Genomic DNA, 18,258 nt, shown 5'->3' with positions numbered 1-18,258 from the left:
CAAATGACTCACGTCGTCTCCGAAGCCTGCATCCGTTGCAAATACACCGACTGCGTGGACGTTTGCCCCGTCGACTGCTTCCGCGAAGGTCCCAACATGTTGGTGATCGACCCGGACGAATGCATCGACTGCGCAGTCTGCATCCCCGAATGCCCGGTCAACGCGATCTACGCCGAGGAAGACCTGCCGGCCAACCAGATCGCCTTCATCAAGATCAACGCCGAGCTGGCCCTGGCCGACGGCTGGAAGAGCATCACCAAGCGCAAGCCCGCCCTGCCTGACGCCGAAGAGTGGAAAGACAAGACGGACAAGATCGGGGAGCTGGTGCGCTGAGCACCTTGGTTACCCCCATCGAAACCGACGCCCTGATCGTCGGTGCCGGCCCCGTTGGGCTGTTCCAGGCCTTCCAGCTGGGACTGCTCGAAATCTCCTGTCATATCGTCGATGCACTGCCCGCCGCGGGCGGCCAGTGCGTGGCGCTGTATGGCGACAAGCCGATCTACGACATTCCCGGCACGCCGATGACCAGCGGGCGCGGTCTGGCGCAGTCGCTGTTGCAGCAGGTGGCGCCGTTCAAGCCGCAGTTTCATTTCGGCGAGCAGGTTGCTACGCTGGCCCGCCAGGCTGACGACCGGTTGCTGCTGACGACTTCGGTCGGCACCGCCTTCCTGGCGAAGACGGTGTTCATCGCGGCCGGCGTCGGGGCCTTCGTGCCCAAGCGCATTGCCGTCGAAGGCATTGCGCAGTTCGAAGGCAGTTCGCTCTTCTATCACCCCGATTCGCCGGACCGCTTCGCCGGGCAGACAGTGGTGGTGAATGGCGGCGACGACATCGCGCTCGAAACCGCCATTGCGCTCACGGCCACGGCCAAGCAGGTCACGCTGGTGCATAGGCGCGACGGCTTCCAGGCTGACGAGGCCAATATCTCAGCTATGCGCGCCCTCGTGGCCGCGGGCAAGCTGGCCTTCAAGGTCGGCCAGCCCACTGCCTTCGACGGCAAGCAACTGCAGATCACCACGCCTGACGCCACCACGGTCGATCTGCCGCTCGACGCGCTGATCGCCTGCCTGGGCATCTCGCCGCGCCTCGGCCCCATCGCCGACTGGGGCCTGGAGTTGGAGCGCAAACAGGTGCCTGTCGACACCGAGAAATACGAAACCCGCGAGCGTGGCGTATTTGCGGTGGGCGACATCAACACCTACCCGGGCAAGAAGAAGCTCATCGTCTGCGGCTTCCACGAGGCCACGCTGGCCGCCTGGGGCGCCACGGCCATCGTGTTCCCAGGCAAGGCCGTGCCGCTGCAGTACACGACCACCAGCACGCGGCTGCACGAGCTGCTGGGCGTTTCCGGCTCCCGTTAACGCGCGCCGGGCAGCAGCGCCCGGTATTCGCCGATGAAACTGCCGATGGCGGCGACGTAGCGGTCGATATCCGCATCCGCCAATGGCAGCGACAGCACGACGAAGCCGCGCGGCGAGGTGTAGATGCCCTCGCTCAGCAGGTGGAAAAAAAGCAGCTGGCGCAGGTGCCCATCGACTGGTGCCAGATCGTCGACGCTGCGCACCTCGCCGCCCACGAAATGCGCGTTCATCAGCGAGCCCAGCCCGGTGAACTGCATCGCAACGCCCTCTTTCACGCACAGCGCATTGAGCCTCGCTCGCATCGCCTCGCCCCGCTCCGCCAGCGCGCCGGCCGCCTCGGGCGTGAACAGCTTGGTGAGGCCTGCATAACCGGCGGCCATCGTCAGCACGTTGTTGTTGAAGGTGCCCGAGTGGGCCAGCGACCCGGTGCGCGGGTCGAACAGCGCCATCACGTCGGCACGCCCCCCGAAAGCGCCGAAGGACATGCCGCCGCCGATGTACTTGCCCAGTGTGGTGAGGTCTGACCGAATGCCCAGCTTGTTCGCCAGCCCGTGCGGCGCCAGGCGCGAGGTCATCACCTCGTCGAAAACCAGCAGCGCGCCGACGCGCGTGGCCGATTCGCGCAGCGCCTGCAGGAAGTCGAGGCTCCCCGGAATGCAGCCGCTCGCCCCCTGCATCGGCTCGACCAGAACGGCGGCGATCTCGGCGCCGTGCCTTTCGATCTGCTCGCGCGCCGTCTGCGCATCGTTGTAGGGCAGCACCAGGAAATCGAACGGCACCGTCGTCGGCAGCGGCTTTGCGCCGAAACCCAGCACGCCACCGTGGTAGCCGCCCGCAAACACCACGATCTTGCGACGCCCCGTGAAGTGCAGCGCGGCAGTCAGCGCCATCAGGTTCGCCTCGGTGCCCGAGTTGGTGAAGCGCAACTGCTCGATCTGCGGAAAACGCTCGCAGATAAGCCTTGCCAGCCGGCCTTCGAGCAGGTTGTGGCCCGTGAGGTTGATGCCGCTTTGCATCGCCTCGGTGACGGCTTCACGGATCTCGGGTGCGGTGTGGCCGTAGACGCCGGCCGTGTACTCGGCGATGAAGTCGGCATAGCGGTGGCCGTCGGCATCCCACAGCGCAGCCCCCTCTCCCTTGGCAATGGTCAGCGGAAACGGCGCGTAGAACAGCACCGAACGGCTGTTGGCGCCAGGCATGTAGCGCGCCTGCTCCTCGAACTGATGGCGGCTGGTGGGGTTGCTCTCGGTGAAGCGCTGGTATGCGCCGGCAAGAGCCTGGTCGATGGCGGCATGGGTCATGGCGGATGTCCTTCGGGTGGTGATGCGATCGTCGTTTGCGGCGCAGTTTATTGATCAGTGCTCAATTAATATTGTTTATACAGTCAACCCGGCTGCCGCACAATGGCCGCAACCATGACGAAGAAATCGCCTCCCAAGCCCCGTACGGCCGGCCGCCCCGCCGGCGGTGGCGGCCTGACGAAACAACGCATCGCCGAAGTCGCGCTGGCGCAGATCGACGAATTCGGCCTGGGCGCCTTCAGCATGCGCGAGGTCGCGGCGCGGCTCGATGTCTATCCGGCCACCGTGCACTGGCACGTGAGCACGCGCGAGGCACTGCTGGCCGAAGTGGCCGCCGCCGTCATGGCCGAAGTCACGCCGCCGCCCGGCAAGCTCGACTGGCAGGCATGGATCACCGAACTGTTCCGCCGCTGCCGCACCGCGGTGCGGCGCCACCCGAACGTGGCGCAGCTGCTGGGCGCGCAGCTGGTGTCGAACGGCAGCCTGCCGATCGAGCTGGTCGAGGGCGTGCTGGCGGCGCTGACCGAAGCCGGCTTCGAGGGCGAGCCCCTGCTGGAGGCCTACAACTGCGTGGTCGCGGCGATGCTGGGCTTCCTGACGATGGAGTTCTCGCCCCTGCCCGTGGACAACACCCAGGCCTGGGCCGAGGAGCTGCGCGAGCGCGTGCACACGATTCGCCCACTCGACCACCCGGTGCTCACGCGCAACCTGGCGCAACTGGCCAACAAAGCCTTCATCCTGCGTTGGGACAACGGCACCACCGTGCCGCTCGACAGCAGCTTCGAGCGGCACATCCAGATCACCATCGACGGGCTGGAGGCGTTCGCGCGCAAGGTCAGGGCTGCGTAGGCCCAAACAGCTCGTAGAGCACCATGCGCGCCTGCCTGCCGCGCAGCTCGGTCGTTTCCTCGATGCGGCGGGTGGCGAGCCGCCCACCCAGCCCCTCGAAGGTCGTCTGCGAGATCAGCGTGCGCGTGCCCAGTTCCTTGTTGGTGCCCTCGATGCGGCTTGCCGCATTGATCGCGTCGCCGATGGCGGTGTAAGACAGCCGGTTGCTCGACCCGAGCACGCCCGCGATCACGTGGCCGGTGTGGATGCCTACGCGCGTGCGGAACTCGTGCAGGCCTTCGCCCCGCCACTTGCCGTTGAGCACGTCCATTTCGGCATGCAGTTCGAGCGCCGCGACGCAGGCCCGGTATTCCGCATCTTCCAGGTCGGACGGCGCGCCCCACAGCACCATGATGCCGTCGCCCATGAACTTGTCGACCACGCCGCCATGCCGCGCAAAGATGCCGGCCGCCAGGTTGAAGTACTCGGTCAACTGCCTCACGAGCACGTCGGCTTCCATCGATTCGGAGATGGTGGTGAAGCCCTCCACGTCGGTGAACATCGCGGTGATGCGGCGCGGCGAGCCGCTGGGCGCGAGCGCGTGGCCCTCGGCGACGAGCTGGCGGATGATGTCCACCGGCACGAACTTGCGAAAGGCCTGCAGGCTGCGCGCCGATTCGTCCAGCGCCTGGTTCAGATGCTGGATCTCCAGAACCCGGCTCGGCTCGAGCGGCAGGTTGTCTAGCTCCAGCCGCCCGATGCGGCGCGCGACAAGCGCGAGGTTTTCGATCGGCTGGGTCACGAGCTTCGACAGCCGCAGCGAGATGAACAGCGCGATGCCGAGAAAACTCAGCGTCAGCAGCAGCGCCCAGAGCACCGAACGATGCAGGCCCCCGAGCAGCAGGTCTTCGGGCTCCCAGCTGACGAGTTGCCACCGGGTGTGCGGGATGTGCGAGGTCTGCACGAGGTATTTGCGCCCTTCATGCTCGATGGAAAAAGCCATGTCGTCGGCGCCACCCGCCTTGCCCGCGGCAAGCATGTGCGCATGCAAGGCACCAAGCACGCCGGTGTCTGGCGACTCCAGTTCGCGCACCGGGTCGGGGTGGTCGCTGCGCGCGATCACGTGATGGTCGGCGCTCAGCAAGGCGCTCTCGCCGGTCCCCAGCGCGCCGAAGATGCGCACGAGCTTCGACAGATGCCCCAGCGACACGTTGCCGTCGATCACGAGCTGGCGTGTGTGCCCCTCGTCGTCGACACGTGCGCTGGGCAATGAATGGCCGATTGCAAGCTCCTGTGAGTCGCTCATCAGGAAAGGCTGGGTCCACACGGGTCCATGCGCCTTCATGGCCTCCCGGTACCAGGTGCGCTTCTCGGGGTCGAAGTCGCTGCGATAGGCCGTGATGGCCGTCGTAGCAAAGCGCTGCTTCGCGTCGCCGCCCTCGGCGTCGGGCGAGCGCTTGTACTGCCAGGTTTCGGTGCTGAAGTCGGGGCCGCGCAACACCTGCCGGATGGCCGGGGTCGGGTAGCGCACAGCCATCAAGACGTGGCCGTCGTCGGTGGCCACGTTGATGCTGTCGAGCTCGGGGGTCTGCTCGAGCATGGTCCAGAGCATCTCGGCGGTCTGTTCGCCATCCTCGCCGGTGGCGTGCACGCTGGGAGAGTCGGCAATCGATCGGATGACTCCCTCGGTCTTGGCGAGGAAGGCGAGCACGTTGTCCTCGACCCGGTCATGGTTGATCTTGTGCGAGGCCGTGCCCACCCTGGACACCAGCTTCTCGGCGGCCCAGTAGCCGAATGCCACCAGCAGCAGCGACTGCAACAGCGCGACGGCGCAGATGATGGTGCCTACGTCGACCCTGAAGCGCCGTAAGCCGGTGCGCTGCAAGGGTGAAGGCGGTGTTTCTGCCAAGTTCGAACGCCGGGAATCATCTTTCATCTGTGAGGGGCCTGCTGTGCGTTTGTATGCACTCCCGCGGCAGCGATTCTCTCCGCGTTCGACCATGGCCCGAGGCGAATTCCCCTCGTGCCTGCTGGTCCCGACCAGACCGTGCCAACTGGTCAGCCGTAGGGAGCACCGCAAGCCGGCCAAGCGACCTGGCAGCAGCGCACAAAACGGACGATCAACTTGCAGGCTTGGGCGTGAAATCGATGAGCGCCCCAGGGATTGGTACGACGACAAGCTTCCTGTCACCGAGTATCAGCAGGCTCTTGCCCTCTGGCGTGACACGCATCCTGGGGCGATAGCACTCGTAGGCGGGGTATTCGGCAGTCTGGCAACCCGGTATGTCGGGAATGGTGAATTTCCCGACCTCGGGCAGATTCAGCTGCGTGCCGGCTTTGGCACTCGTATCGAGCACCCGGATGATCGGCAGCGCCGGAGAGCCGGGTTCAATGGCGTATTCCAGCAGGTAGGCACGGCGCCCATCCGCCGACAGTTGAGCTGCCCTCAGGCCAACTGCCGATTGGGGCACCGCGCCCACCGTACCGAATGCCCGGTCGTAAACAGCGGAACCATCCATCAGAAAGCGGTTGCCGTTGTCGCTCACGCTCGTCAGAAAGTAAAAAAAGGTCAGCCCGATCGGGTTCGTTCGGAAGACGCCGTCGTCCGCGTCCATGTAGAGCATGGATGGCGATGGCGAAACGGCGGCCGACGGGACGAGCATCAATCGCGAACCGTCTCGTGAAACCGCAAAGTACGGGCTGCCGTAGCAGCAGTAGGGCAGCGGCTCCGCAAAGGTGGAAGTACGCATGTCGAAGAATCCCACGCCATGCCAGCCGGACGCCCCCGTCGACATCCACAGCTTACCGTCCTTGGTGAAGGCGATGCTGACCTCGGCGTAGCCACCTTCATCTCCAACGCCAAGGGGGGAAAGATGGCTGCTCTTCACGCTGAAGGTGTCGAGATCGACCAGATGAACATGGTTGCTCGCGTCAGTTGCTGCCAGCACGCTGGAATCGGGTGCCAGCGCAATGTCCCGCAAACCCGGAATCGAAAGTGTCGAGCTTGTCCAGCCTGCGCCATTCGATCGGAACCGAGCGATGGCGCTCAGCCCGACTGCCGCGAAGGTGCTGGGGTACGAAGCGTAGATGTCACCGTGCTTGGCGTCGAACACCATCGTCCGGGGAATGCCATAGCTGCTGGTATCCAGCGTTGCGTAAGGCAGTGCATCCACACCGCGCATCGTCCGCTCGAACGCGGAAAGAACGTCAGCTCCTTGCACACGCAGCGCAGCGATCCCCCCCGATGAATCTGCCAACCCGGTCGTCAGCCCCTGATCTTCAGACTCAGGCTTGGCATCTTTCGCTTGAATCGCGGGGGAAGCATTGCTGGGCGACGACGGGGACTGCCCGCTGGACAACCCGACGGAACTTTCGCCACCTCCTCCGCAAGATACAAGAGTGACCAGCAGCAATGGCAGGACAGCCTTCCAGATCGGTTCTCCCATCTCGACACCCCTCATGCTTATTTGTGAAAATTCTTCTTTCCATGGAGGCCGCGCACGCAAAACCGGTTGCACCGCCTCCCATCGGCGCAGCGTATTCTGCATGAGGCTGAGGTCGAACGGCTTACTTGTTCGCTGGAGGTGTCGGATCGGTTTGCCGACCCGAGATCGGCACCTGAGCGTAACCGAATGTTATCGGCTACAGCAACTCTCCCATCTGGACGCGGCCTGATCGAAAAGATGCGTCGGCTGCTCTGGGCAGCTTCTGCGCCCCTTCGAGGCTTTCAGGCGGCGCGAGCCACGGCCGGCAGCCCATCTGCGACGTCATTCGGCTCGCCTCCGCGAACTTCCGCTTCTTGTCCGGGTTCTGCCGAACTCGCGAGCCCGCATCCTGCGTCTAGAATGGCCGTTCGCTAGGGGTGCTGGTTCGGTTTGCCGATCCGGCTGAGAAAGTCCCTTTGAACCTGATTGCGCCTTCTTTGTTCGTTTACTTGGAAGGCCCGAGGTAATCCTCGCGCAGGGAAGCTGGTCCGGTGGCCTCTCACGTTCTCTCGCGTGACGGCCGTGTCGCTCGGGCCCCGCCCACCTGCCAAACCTTTGCACTGGAGCAAATGGATGGCAAACGACAACAACAACCGCGCGACCGTCTCGAACGAGGCGCTGACGCCGCTGCCCGCGTCCCAACGCGTGTTCGGCTGGCACGACCATGCCTCGCTCTGGTTCAGCCTCGGCGTGGGCCTGCTGGTGATGCAGATCGGCGCCTACCTGGTGCCGGCCGTGGGCACGCGCGATGCAGTCATTGCCATCGTGCTCGGCTCCTGCGTCGGCGCCGGCCTGCTGGCCTGGACCGCGCGACTGGGCTGCGAGAGCGGCCTGGCGAGCGCCGGCCTGATGCACGCCACCTACGGAAGCGCCTTCGCGCGGCTGCCGGTGCTGCTCAACATCGTGCAGCTGGTGGGCTGGACCACCTTCGAGCTGGTCATCATGCGGGAAGGCACGCAGGCCATCGGCCAATCGGTGGTCGGCCCCTCGCTGGGCACTGCCTGGGGCGGTGTGCTGACCACGCTGCTGTGGGGCGCGGTGCTGCTGGCGCTGCTCGCGGGTTCGATGGTCAAGCTGGTGCGGCGCTTCGTGAGCCGCTTCGGCCTGCCGCTGGTGGTGCTGTCGCTGATCTGGCTCACATGGCAATTCGCGACGCGGCTTCAGGCCAAGGGCCTGGACGCCTTTTGGGCGCGCCCGGGCGACGGCACGATGGGCATGTTCAGCGCGCTCGACCTCGTGATTGCGATGCCGGTGTCTTGGCTGCCGCTGGTGGCCGACTACGCGCGACATGGCAAACGTAATGCCGGAGGGCTGGGCAGCGCGTTCAGCGGCACCTGGATCGGCTATGCGCTGGCGAACATCTGGTGCTACGCATTGGGCGTGATGGTGGTGAGCGTGGCCGAGCCCGGCGTGAGCCTCGTCACCGCGCTGCTGCTGGCGCAAGGCGGACTGGTGGCGCTGGGCCTGATCCTGATCGACGAACTCGACAACGCGTACGGCGATGTCTATTCGGGCTCGGTCTCCACGCACAGCCTGCTGCCGCGATGGAGCGTGAAGCGCTGGGGCCTGCTGCTGGCCGCGCTGTGCATCGCACTGGCGCTGGTGCTGCCGATGCACACGCTGGAGCCTTTCCTGCTGCTTCTGAGCTCGGTGTTCGTGCCCCTGTACGGCGTGATCATCGGGCGGCTGGGTAGCGGCCAGTCGGTATCACTGGCCGGTACGCGCCAGATCGACTTCGGCGCGGCGCTGATCTGGATCGCGGGCATCGCGGCGTACCACGCGCTGGCCAAGTGGGCGCCGCAGTTCGGCTCTGCCCTGCCGACGCTGGCGGCGACCTTCGTGCTGGCCTGGCTCAGCCGGCCGAAGCTGACAACGGCAGGCGGTGCGTCGGCACTGGCGCAAAGCCGTGGTTGAGGGGGCCATGACCCGCGCCGATCTTCACATCCGCACCGGCAGCCATCGCGCCGAGGATGTAGGTGCGTGCCCGTTCGACCGCCTCGGGCAGCGCCGCACCCAACGCAAGGTGCGCGGCAATGGCGGACGACAGCGTGCATCCCGTGCCGTGCAGGTTGCGGCTGGCAATGCGCCGGGAAGCCAGGCGCCTGCGCTCACCGCCGGATTGCAGCAGCACGTCGACCACCTCATCGCCCGGCAGATGGCCGCCCTTGAGCAGCACGGCCTTCGCGCCGAGCGCGAGCAACTCGCTTGCCGCGTCATCGAGCGCATCGACGCCATCGATGGCATGGCCGATCAGCAAGGCCGCCTCGTCGAGATTGGGCGTGACGACCACGGCGCGCGGGAACAGTTCGCGCACCAGCACCTGCACCGTCTCGGCGGCGATCAGGCGGTCGCCGCTGGTGGCGACCATCACGGGGTCGAGCACCACGTTCTTCAACTGGTAGCGGTCGATGGCCCAGGCCACCACATCCACCACCTCTGGCGCATGCAGCATGCCGAGCTTGACGGCATCGACGCCAATGTCTTCCACCACGGCCTGGATCTGCGCCTTGAGGAAATCGGGCGGCACACCGTGGATGCCCGATACGCCGAGCGTGTTCTGCGCAGTGAGCGCGGTGATGGCCGTCATGCCGTAGCAGCCGAGGGCCGCGAAAGTCTTGAGATCGGCCTGGATGCCGGCGCCGCCGCCGCTGTCGGAGCCGGCGATGGAAAGCACGCGTGCGTAGCGCTGGGTGGGTCCTTGGGTCATGCCGAAAATTATCGGCGGTATCGGCAATGCGAAGGAGCACGGCTGTGAGCCTTCCTTTTCAATCGGCCGCCATCCTCGGCGCGGGCCTCATGGGCCGCCTGCTGGCGGTGACGCTCGCGCAGGCTGGCTGCAAGGTCGATCTGTTCGAAGCCGGCAGTCCCGATGCCGAAGGCGCAGCCGCACGCGTGGCCGCGGCAATGCTCGCGCCGCTTGCCGAATCGGCCGTGGCGCCGGTGTCGGTCGTGCGCATGGGGCAGCACGCGCTCTCGCGCTGGCCCGAACTGCTGGCCTTGCTGGCGCAGCCCGTTTTCTTCCAGCGCGAGGGCACGCTGGTGCTCTGGCACCGGCAGGACAGCGCCGAAGCCGCGCGGCTTGCACGCGTGCTCGCCAGCACCGGCACGCAGGTGCCCGAACTCGCGCCGATGCAGACGCTCGACGGCCCGGCCATCACAGCGCTGGAACCTTCACTGGGCCAGCGCTTTGCGCAGGGCCTGTTCCTGCCGGGCGAAGGCCAGCTCGACAACCGTGCGCTGTTGGCCTCGCTGCTCGCGACGCTGCAGGCCAGCCCTCGTGTCACGCTGCACTGGCAATCACCACGCGCACCGTCTGATTTTTCACCCGGCACGACAGGCCAGCCCGACTGGGTGCTCGACTGCCGCGGCCTCGGCGCCAAGCCCCAGTGGAGCGCACTGCGCGGCGTGCGCGGCGAAGTAATCCGCGTGCATGCGCCCGAAGTGAGCCTGCAACGCCCCACCCGCCTCGTGCATCCGCGCTACCCGCTCTACATCGCGCCCAAGCCCGGCAACCTGTTCGTGATCGGCGCGACCGAGATCGAGTCCGACGACATGTCGCCCGCCAGCGTGCGCTCAACGCTCGAACTGCTGAGCGCCGCCTATGCCGTGCACAGCGGCTTCGCCGAAGCGCGCATCGTCGAGATCGCCACGCAGTGCCGCCCCACGCTGCCCGACAACCTGCCCGCCATCCGTCAGCCGCAGCCGCGCGTGCTGCAGATCAACGGCCTGTACCGCCACGGTTTCATGATCGCGCCCGCGCTGCTCGACGCCGCGATGGAGCTGCTCGCGCACGGCCACTCGGCCCTCGCAAGGAGCTTCGGCATGGAGACCTTCGACACATGAACATCCTGATCAACGACAAGCCTTTCGTGCTGCCCGACCACGCCACGCTCACCGACGCGCTGGCCGCACTGAACGCCACGCCGCCTTTCGCGGTGGCCGTGAACCGCGAGTTCGTGCCGCGCTCGGCGTATGCCGCGCGCGCACTGCAGTCCGACGACCGCATCGAAGTGATCCGCCCCGTGACGGGCGGCTGAATGATGGAGACAAAGAACATGACGACCACGAACGACCCACTGGTGCTCTACGGCGAAACCTTCCAGAGCCGCCTGCTGCTCGGCACCGCACGCTACCCCTCGCCCGACTTGCTCGAAGCCGCCGTGAAGCGCGCAAGGCCAGCGATGCTGACCGCATCGCTGCGCCGCCAGACTGCCAGCCAGGGCTCGGGCAACAGCGACCTCGGCAACGGCTTCTGGGAGCTGCTGCGCAAGCTCGACGTGCCGGTGCTGCCCAACACCGCCGGCTGCCACAGCGTGCAGGAAGTGATCGCCACCGCGCAGATGGCGCGCGAGCTGTTCGACACGCCTTGGATCAAGCTCGAGCTGATCGGCGACGACTACACGCTGCAGCCCGACACGCTGAACCTCGTCGATGCGGCCTCGCAGCTGATCCGCGACGGCTTCAAGGTGCTGCCCTATTGCACCGAAGACCTGGTGCTGTGCCAGCGACTGGTCGATGTCGGCTGCCAGGCGGTGATGCCATGGGCCGCACCCATCGGCACCGGCCGCGGGCCGGTCAACCCCTATGCGCTGCAGGTGCTGCGCGATCGGCTGAAGGTGCCGATGCTGGTCGACGCGGGCCTGGGGCTGCCGTCGCATGCCTGCCAGGTGATGGAATGGGGCTACGACGGCGTGCTGCTCAACACGGCCGTTGCACTGGCGCAAGACCCGGTCGCAATGGCTGGCGCTTTCGCCGACGCGGTGCAGGCTGGCCGCACCGCATATCGCGCCGGCGCCATGGCAGCGCAAGACGCCGCCCAGCCGAGCACGCCCGTACTCGGCACGCCCTTCTGGCATCACGCACCATGAGCACCACGAACGACGCCCGCGCCATCGCGCACGCCATCGTCGCGGCCCACGGGCTGCGCTTTGGTGCCATCACATCCGCGCCCATCAGTGCACCGAACTTCTCTTCGGACGATCCGGTCTACCGCGGCGCCAAGCAGGCCTGCACGGCCCTCGGCTTCATCGAGATCGATGCCGAATGCCTGGCCCATGCCTGGCACGCGAAGACACAACGCCTGAGCAGCTTCGACGCCATGCTGTGGCCCGACACCCCCGAAGACTTCGGCATGCGGCCGTTTCCACCCACTGCGCGCGACGACGCATTTCCGCCCAGCCCCGAACGGCTCGGCCTGTACGCCGTGCTGCCCGATGCGCAATGGGTCGGCCGCATGGCGCGTGCAGGAGTACCGACGGTGCAGCTGCGCTTCAAGTCCGACGACGCCTCGGCCATCGAGCGCGAAGTGCAGGCGGCCGTCGAAGCGGTGCAAGGCACCGGCGCGCTGCTCTTCATCAACGACCACTGGCAGGTTGCCATCGCGGCCGGCGCCTACGGCATTCACCTCGGCCAGGAAGACCTGGACGCACTCTCGCCGAACGAACTGGCGCAACTGCGCGCTTCCGGCCTGCGGCTGGGCGTCAGCACGCACGGCTATGCCGAGATGGTGCGCGCCGACAAGGTGAGCCCGAGCTACATCGCGATGGGCGCGGTGTACCCGACCACGCTCAAGAAGATGGCGACCGCGCCGCAGGGCGTGGCCCGGCTCGGCGCCTATGCACGCCTGCTGCGCGGCTATCCGCAGGTAGGCATCGGCGGCATCGATGCCGTGCGGCTGCCCGAGGTGCTGGCCACCGGCGTCGGCTCCGTCGCCGTGGTGCGCGCGCTGGTCGCGGCCGAAGACCCCGAGGCCACGGCCGCGCAGTGGATGGCAGCCATGAGCGCCGCTGCGGTCAGCAACTGAACAGAATGAAGCAACACACCCTCTCGCCTCTCTCGTGCGCCATCGCCGCCACCCTTCTTGCCACGGCCTGGAGCGCCAACGCGCAACAGGCCGCGCTGCCTGAAGTCACCGTCAACGATGCGGCCGCGGCGCCTCAAGCCGACGTGAGCGGCTTCGGCGACGTGCCGCTGCGCGAGCTGCCGATCTCGGCCACGGTGATCGACAGCAAGCAGCTGCGCGACAGCGGCGCACGCCGGCTCGCCGACCTCACACAGTTCGACGCCTCGGTCACAGACGCCTACAACTCCGCGGGCTACTGGGACTACCTCACGGTGCGCGGCTTCGTGCTGGACAACCGCTTCAACTACCGGCGCGAAGGCCTGCCGATCAGCGCCGAGACATCGATTCCGCTCGACAACAAGGAGCGCGTCGAAATCTTGCGCGGCACCAGCGGCATCCAGGCCGGCACCAGCGCGCCGGGCGGGCTGGTCAACTACGTCGTGAAGCGGCCCACCGAGCAGGACCTGCGCACGGTGCGCATCGAGACCACGAGCCGTGGCAGCGTGCTCGGCGCGCTCGACCTCGGCGGGCGCTTCGGTGAAGACCGCCAGTTCGGCTATCGGCTCAATGTGGCGAGCGAAAACCTCAAGCCGCTGACGCACAACCTCGACGGCAACCGCAACCTGTTCTCGCTCGCGGCCGACTGGCGCATCACGCGCGACTCGGTGCTGGAGTTCGAGATCGAGCAAAGCCGCAAGACGCAGCCGAGCCAGAATGGCTACAGCCTGCTGGGCAACGTGCTGCCGGCGCCGGTCGACCCGCGCATCAACCTCAACAACCAGCCGTGGTCGCAGCCCTCGGTGTTCAAGGCGCTGACGGGCACGGTGCGCTTCAGCCAGGCGCTGAATGCCGACTGGCGCTGGAGCGCGCAGATCGGCCAGCAGCGGCTGAAGAGCGACGACCGGCTGGCCTACGCCTTCGGCTGCAGCGCCGAGGGCAACTACGACCGGTATTGCTCGGACGGCACCTTCGACGTCTACGACTTCCGCAGCGACAACGAGCGCCGCACGCAGACGGCGGGCAGCCTCAACCTCAAGGGCAATGTGATGACGGGCAGCGTGCGGCACGAGCTCGGCTTCGGGCTGCTGCAAAGCCGCGTGCGCAACCGCTTCGACAACCAGGCCTACAACTACGCGGGCACCGGCAACATCTGGGGCACAGCCGTGGTACCGGCGAGCCCGGACGCCACCACGCCGCAGACCAACCGCGACGAGCGCTCGACCGAACTGTCGGTGCAGGACGCGATCCGCTGGAATGACCGCTTCACCTCCTGGTTCGGCGTGCGCCACACGCGGCTCGACCGCAGCAGCATCGGCAACGACGGCTCGAGCCCGACCGGGTACAAGCAGAACGTGACCACGCCGTGGATCGCGGCGAGCTACACCATCCAGCCGGGGCTGCTGGCCTATGCAAGCTGGGGCAAGGGTGTCGAGTCGCAGGTCGTGCCAAACAGGGTCTCGCAGTACAGCAACGCGGGGCAGGCACTGCCCGCGCTCACCTCGCGCCAATGGGAACTGGGCCTGAAGGGCGGCAGCGAGGCATTCAACTGGCAAGTGGCGTGGTTCGACATCTCGCGGCCGATGACCAACATCGACCTGTGCGGCGCTTATTGCGAAGTGCGCAACGACGGGCGCGCGGTACATCGCGGCCTGGAGGCCGGTGCGCAATGGAGCCAGGGGCCGTGGCGCATCGGCGGCAGCGTCGCGGTGATCGATGCCAAGCGGCGCGGCAGCACTGCGAATCCGGCGCTCAATGGGCAATCGCCGACCAACGTGCCCAAGGAAGTGCTGCGTGCGCAGGCTGCGTACCGCGTCGCATCGGTGCCGGGCCTTGAAATCGCGGGGCAGCTTTCGTATGAAGGCCGGCGCAATGTGCTGCCCGATGGTTCGATCACGCTGCCTTCGTGGACACGCGTCGATGCGGTGCTGCGCTACGACACCAAGCTGCGCGGCGTGAACACGAGCTGGACGCTGGCCGTCGACAACTTGTTCGACCGCCGCTACTGGAAGGAATCGCCCTACCAGTTCAGCCACGTGTATCTGTTCCCGGGTGCGCCGCGCACGCTGCGTCTGGGCCTGAGCGTTGCGCTTTGAACGCACTCTTGAGAAGCCGTAAAAAAGCACGCTATAATCTAAGGCTTGTTCCTCGATAGCTCAGTTGGTAGAGCGCCGGACTGTTAATCCGTAGGTCCCTGGTTCGAGCCCAGGTCGAGGAGCCACTACAAAGCCGCAAGGCCTCTGAATGCCCCGCTACTCAAAAGGTAGCGGGGCATTTTCAATTGCGCTGTGGCGAAGGTGTTGCGGGCAGTCATCGCACCGACGCAAAAAATGCAGCCGGCCGGCCAGGATCGACAAATCCATTGCATATAATTTGAGGCTGTTCCTCGATAGCTCAGTCGGTAGAGCGCCGGACTGTTAATCCGTAGGTCCCTGGTTCGAGCCCAGGTCGAGGAGCCAATACAAGCCGCAAGGCCTCTGGAAAGCCCGCTGTCTTTTATGGACAGCGGGCTTTTTCTTTTTCTTCGCTTCACAACGCTACCAGCGCGCGCGCACGCCAGCAGACCCTTGCAACGACGACCGTGCCCGCGTGTCGCCGCCCATCGCATAGAGGCGACCGATCTCGCCATAGACACTGGCGGCTCGCGAAAGCGGCAAGGTAAATCCACCGGCCAGCTCCACGCTGCGGTAGCCGGTGGCACTGGCGATGCGCGTGACGGCCGCCGCGTTGATGAACTGCGCGACGTCGGTGCCCGCGCTGGCGCTGTAGAGGTTCAGGCGTGCATAGGGCTGCAGCAGGCCGGCGGCCGTTGCAACTTCACCGCGCACGCGTACGCCAAGGCGGCCTAGCCAACCGCCACCGGTTTGCTGCGACACATTGGCACCGGAGAGAACTGCGTCGTCGAGCTTCAGCTTCTGATAGACGACCTGGGCCTGCGGCTCGATGCGCCAGCCCGGAGCGAGCCCGAAGGCCTGTCCGACCTCCAGCGACGCCAGCAGGCTGCGGCCCTTGCCCCAGCTGGCCTGGTTGCCCGTCGCTTCAACGCCGTAGCGGTGGCTGCCGCCCTGCAGGACGGCGTCGGCATAGCGATCGTTCTCATCGTCCTTCCACGTGGCGTAGGCCGCCAGGTAGCGCGAGCGCAGGTCGTTGCTGCCCACAGTGCCCTGCACGCCACGCGCAAAGCCTTGCACGCCGACGCGGCCTTCGAGCTGGCCGACGTACACACCGGCGCGCCATGCCGAGCCCGTTGGCGCATACAGGTGCACACCGGTCTGGAAGCCGCGCAGGCGCCCGTCGCTTGAGGGCGCGACCGTGCCCTGCTGGCGCAGGTCGATGTCGGCGTACACCAGCCGGCCCCATGCGGCACGCTGGCCCCGCGGCGCACTTTCATTCGACGCGACACCATCGCCATCGCCCATGCGCCGGTGCAGGTTGCCCAGCATCGCCAGATCGGCCCGCCGAAGTTGCGACGGCAGCGCGGCGAACAGGGGAACCTCGGCGCGGTAGGTTGGCAAGGTCGCGGTGGCCGGGCCTGTCGGACTCGCGGTCGCCGGCGCGGTCGAGCGCAGGTACCAGTTCTCGCCGGCCCCTGAGGCGTCCGCGCTGTAGAGGCGGTACTCGTAGGCGCCGGCGTCCACATGGCCGCCAGCCAGGGAGAAGCCATTCTTCGTGGTCTGCGCCGTGGTCGTCGCTCCATTGATGGCGCTCACGAGCATGATGCCGTCGCCCGTCGTCAATGCGCCAAGGCCGCCTGCATTGCTCACTTGCAGCGTGGTGGTGCCACTCACGGTGCCTGCGTTGATGACGATGCGATCAGTCAGTGAGCCGGAGTCCCCGAGGGCAGTGCGCATGCCCACGATGCCGCCCTGCCCCACCCAGTTGCCGTTGACGGTGAGCGTCTGCGGCACGAAGCCTGAGCCCGCAGAGCCCGGCGGCTGGAAGTCGATTCGCCCCGCGAGCGTCACGCTGCTCAGCGACGAGCTACCCGTCATCGTCCAGCGGCTCGTGGCATCGACGGTGAGGTCCACCGGATCGATGCTGCCCGCGAGGCTGGAACCGTTCAACAGGCGCATGTCGACGACGCTGGTGGTGTCCGTCACGACGTTGCCGCTCAGCGTGCTGCGATCGGCGGTGAAAGTGAGGCTGCTGCCGTTTAGTGCCTGCAGCAGGTTGCCGGAGCTGCTGGCGGTGGCGCTCGTGTTCTTCAATGTGAGCACCGCGCCAGTGGCTGCATCGACGCGCACGAGGTCGCCCGATGCGCTTGTGATTGCAAAGCCGTCGAAGCTTGCCGTCTGGCCCGAGCCCGAGAGAAAGCCCAGCGCACTGCCAGCGGCGGTGATGGAGCCGGTGCCGGTGGCGCTGATCGAAGGGCTGCTGGCGAGCATCGCGGCGCCGTAGCTGCTGGCGTCGGTGGTGGTGATCGCGAGCGAGCCCGTCGCGTTGATCGCGCCGCCGCCGGTGACCAGCAGGCCCGCGGCGTACGACTCCTGCGTGCCGCTTGGCGTGTTCGCCTGAGTGACGCCGGTGGCCTGGATCGCCACGGGGCCCGCCAGGTTCACCTGCGAGCCGGCATCGCGCACCGAGATGCCGATGCTGTTGATGCCGCTCGAATGGATCGTGGTGCTCGACGATGCGGCGGCCGTTGCCACGCCGCCCGTGACCGCACGGATGCCCGACCCGTTGAGGCCCGAGTTGTTCAGGCTTGCCGTACCCGTGTAGGTGATGGTTCCGGCGCTGGTGATCTTGAGCGCCGAGGCCTGCTGGCCGCTCACGCTCAGGTTCAGGCTGCCGTTGAGTTGCGCGGTGCCGCCAAGATCGGTCGCGATCGCATCGGACCTCGAGTCGCCAGCCGCGCTGATGACCATCGCGCCGTTCGACACGAGGCTGGCCCCCGTAGTCATGCGAATGCCGGGAGAGTACGAAGCCCCGGCTCCCATGGTGATGCTGGTGTCGCCGTTCAGGATGACGCGGGTGTTCGCCAGCTCCGCGTAAATGCCGTAGTTGCTGGCCCCGTTGGACAGCGTGATCGACAACGGCCCGTTCACGGTGACGGTGCCCCCGCTCGCCGCGCGCAGGCCGCGGATGCCCGTGCTTGCGCCGGGGCGGTCCAGCGTCAGGCCACCGAGCAGGTTGATCTGCGAGCCGGTGCCCGTCGCGTACACGCCGTTGATGCCGCTCTGGGACATCGTCATGGTGATGAGGCCCGCGGCATTGACGATGCCGCCGCCCGATGCGCCCAGTGCTGATTGCCCCCCGGGCACGCCGCTGCTGCCGTAGCTGCCGGCCGCGCTGCACACGGAGCCCGCCGTGGCCTGCAGTCTCACGCCCGAAGTGCTGGTGCAGGCCGCCATCGCGTCGCCCGCCGACCACAGCAGCAGCGCGCCGAAAAGGCATGTGCGGGGAAGGACACCAAGGGCGAAGAAATGCGGGTGCTTCAAAGACGG

General features: G+C 66.8%; 14 protein-coding genes and 2 tRNA genes. 11 read left to right on the top strand and 5 right to left on the bottom strand.

Annotated features, from left to right (window positions below; genetic code table 11):
* Window positions 1–3 precede the first annotated feature (3 nt).
* Together fdxA and ACZYSP_RS00510 are read left to right on the top strand one after the other, a co-directional pair.
* On the top strand, window positions 4–333 hold the full coding sequence (gene fdxA / locus ACZYSP_RS00515; RefSeq protein WP_056599092.1) for a ferredoxin FdxA: 330 nt from the start codon (window positions 4–6) through the stop codon (window positions 331–333).
* Complete coding sequence (locus tag ACZYSP_RS00510; protein WP_093074817.1) at window positions 291–1,361, top strand: NAD(P)/FAD-dependent oxidoreductase; 1,071 nt, start codon at window positions 291–293, stop codon at window positions 1,359–1,361. Before fdxA ends, ACZYSP_RS00510 begins: the two co-directional genes overlap by 43 nt.
* Here the strand turns inward: ACZYSP_RS00510 and ACZYSP_RS00505 are convergent.
* Entirely contained in the window at window positions 1,358–2,662 is a 1,305-nt protein-coding gene (locus tag ACZYSP_RS00505) for an aspartate aminotransferase family protein (RefSeq protein WP_093074819.1), read from the bottom strand. The two genes, ACZYSP_RS00510 and ACZYSP_RS00505, sit on opposite strands and share 4 nt — an antisense overlap.
* A gap of 114 nt (window positions 2,663–2,776) precedes the next feature.
* On the opposite strand from ACZYSP_RS00505, the gene ACZYSP_RS00500 reads away from it, so the two are divergent.
* Entirely contained in the window at window positions 2,777–3,511 is a 735-nt protein-coding gene (locus tag ACZYSP_RS00500) for a TetR/AcrR family transcriptional regulator C-terminal domain-containing protein (RefSeq protein ID WP_093075246.1), read from the top strand.
* Here ACZYSP_RS00500 and ACZYSP_RS00495 read toward each other — a convergent pair.
* Entirely contained in the window at window positions 3,498–5,375 is a 1,878-nt protein-coding gene (locus tag ACZYSP_RS00495) for an adenylate/guanylate cyclase domain-containing protein (protein ID WP_256216667.1), read from the bottom strand. The genes ACZYSP_RS00500 and ACZYSP_RS00495 overlap by 14 nt on opposite strands.
* 235 nt (window positions 5,376–5,610) lie before the next feature.
* Entirely contained in the window at window positions 5,611–7,038 is a 1,428-nt protein-coding gene (locus tag ACZYSP_RS00490; RefSeq protein ID WP_143062562.1) for an NHL repeat-containing protein, read from the bottom strand.
* Between the two features lie 510 nt (window positions 7,039–7,548).
* Here ACZYSP_RS00490 and ACZYSP_RS00485 point away from each other — a divergent pair.
* Window positions 7,549–8,889, top strand: a complete 1,341-nt coding sequence (locus ACZYSP_RS00485; protein ID WP_093074827.1) for a purine-cytosine permease family protein — start codon at window positions 7,549–7,551, stop codon at window positions 8,887–8,889.
* On the opposite strand, the gene thiD is transcribed toward ACZYSP_RS00485, so the two are convergent.
* Entirely contained in the window at window positions 8,828–9,682 is an 855-nt protein-coding gene (gene thiD, locus ACZYSP_RS00480) for a bifunctional hydroxymethylpyrimidine kinase/phosphomethylpyrimidine kinase (RefSeq protein WP_093075248.1), read from the bottom strand. The genes ACZYSP_RS00485 and thiD overlap by 62 nt on opposite strands.
* Window positions 9,683–9,726: 44 nt before the next feature.
* On the opposite strand from thiD, the gene ACZYSP_RS00475 reads away from it, so the two are divergent.
* From ACZYSP_RS00475 to ACZYSP_RS00445, 7 genes are all read left to right on the top strand, one after another.
* Complete coding sequence (locus ACZYSP_RS00475; protein ID WP_177192725.1) at window positions 9,727–10,818, top strand: FAD-dependent oxidoreductase; 1,092 nt, start codon at window positions 9,727–9,729, stop codon at window positions 10,816–10,818.
* Entirely contained in the window at window positions 10,815–11,012 is a 198-nt protein-coding gene (thiS, locus tag ACZYSP_RS00470) for a sulfur carrier protein ThiS (RefSeq protein ID WP_093074833.1), read from the top strand. Before ACZYSP_RS00475 ends, thiS begins: the two co-directional genes overlap by 4 nt.
* An 18-nt stretch (window positions 11,013–11,030) precedes the next feature.
* Window positions 11,031–11,843, top strand: a complete 813-nt coding sequence (locus ACZYSP_RS00465; RefSeq protein ID WP_093075251.1) for a thiazole synthase — start codon at window positions 11,031–11,033, stop codon at window positions 11,841–11,843.
* Window positions 11,840–12,778: a thiamine phosphate synthase gene (gene thiE, locus ACZYSP_RS00460; protein ID WP_093074836.1), complete on the top strand. Its 939-nt coding sequence runs from the start codon at window positions 11,840–11,842 to the stop codon at window positions 12,776–12,778. Before ACZYSP_RS00465 ends, thiE begins: the two co-directional genes overlap by 4 nt.
* Before the next feature lie 5 nt (window positions 12,779–12,783).
* Entirely contained in the window at window positions 12,784–14,910 is a 2,127-nt protein-coding gene (locus ACZYSP_RS00455) for a TonB-dependent siderophore receptor (RefSeq protein ID WP_093074839.1), read from the top strand.
* Between the two features lie 49 nt (window positions 14,911–14,959).
* Window positions 14,960–15,035 (top strand) — tRNA-Asn (locus ACZYSP_RS00450).
* Window positions 15,036–15,197: 162 nt separating this feature from the next.
* A tRNA-Asn gene (locus ACZYSP_RS00445) sits at window positions 15,198–15,273 on the top strand.
* 78 nt (window positions 15,274–15,351) lie between these two features.
* Here ACZYSP_RS00445 and ACZYSP_RS00440 read toward each other — a convergent pair.
* A complete protein-coding gene (locus ACZYSP_RS00440; RefSeq protein ID WP_093074842.1) occupies window positions 15,352–18,252 on the bottom strand; it encodes an autotransporter family protein in 2,901 nt (966 codons plus the stop codon).
* Window positions 18,253–18,258 lie beyond the last annotated feature (6 nt).

This window comes from Variovorax sp. F042, assembly GCF_057814215.1.
The sequence above is the reverse complement of the archived record's forward strand: the minus strand, read 5'-3'. Positions and strand labels throughout refer to the sequence as shown.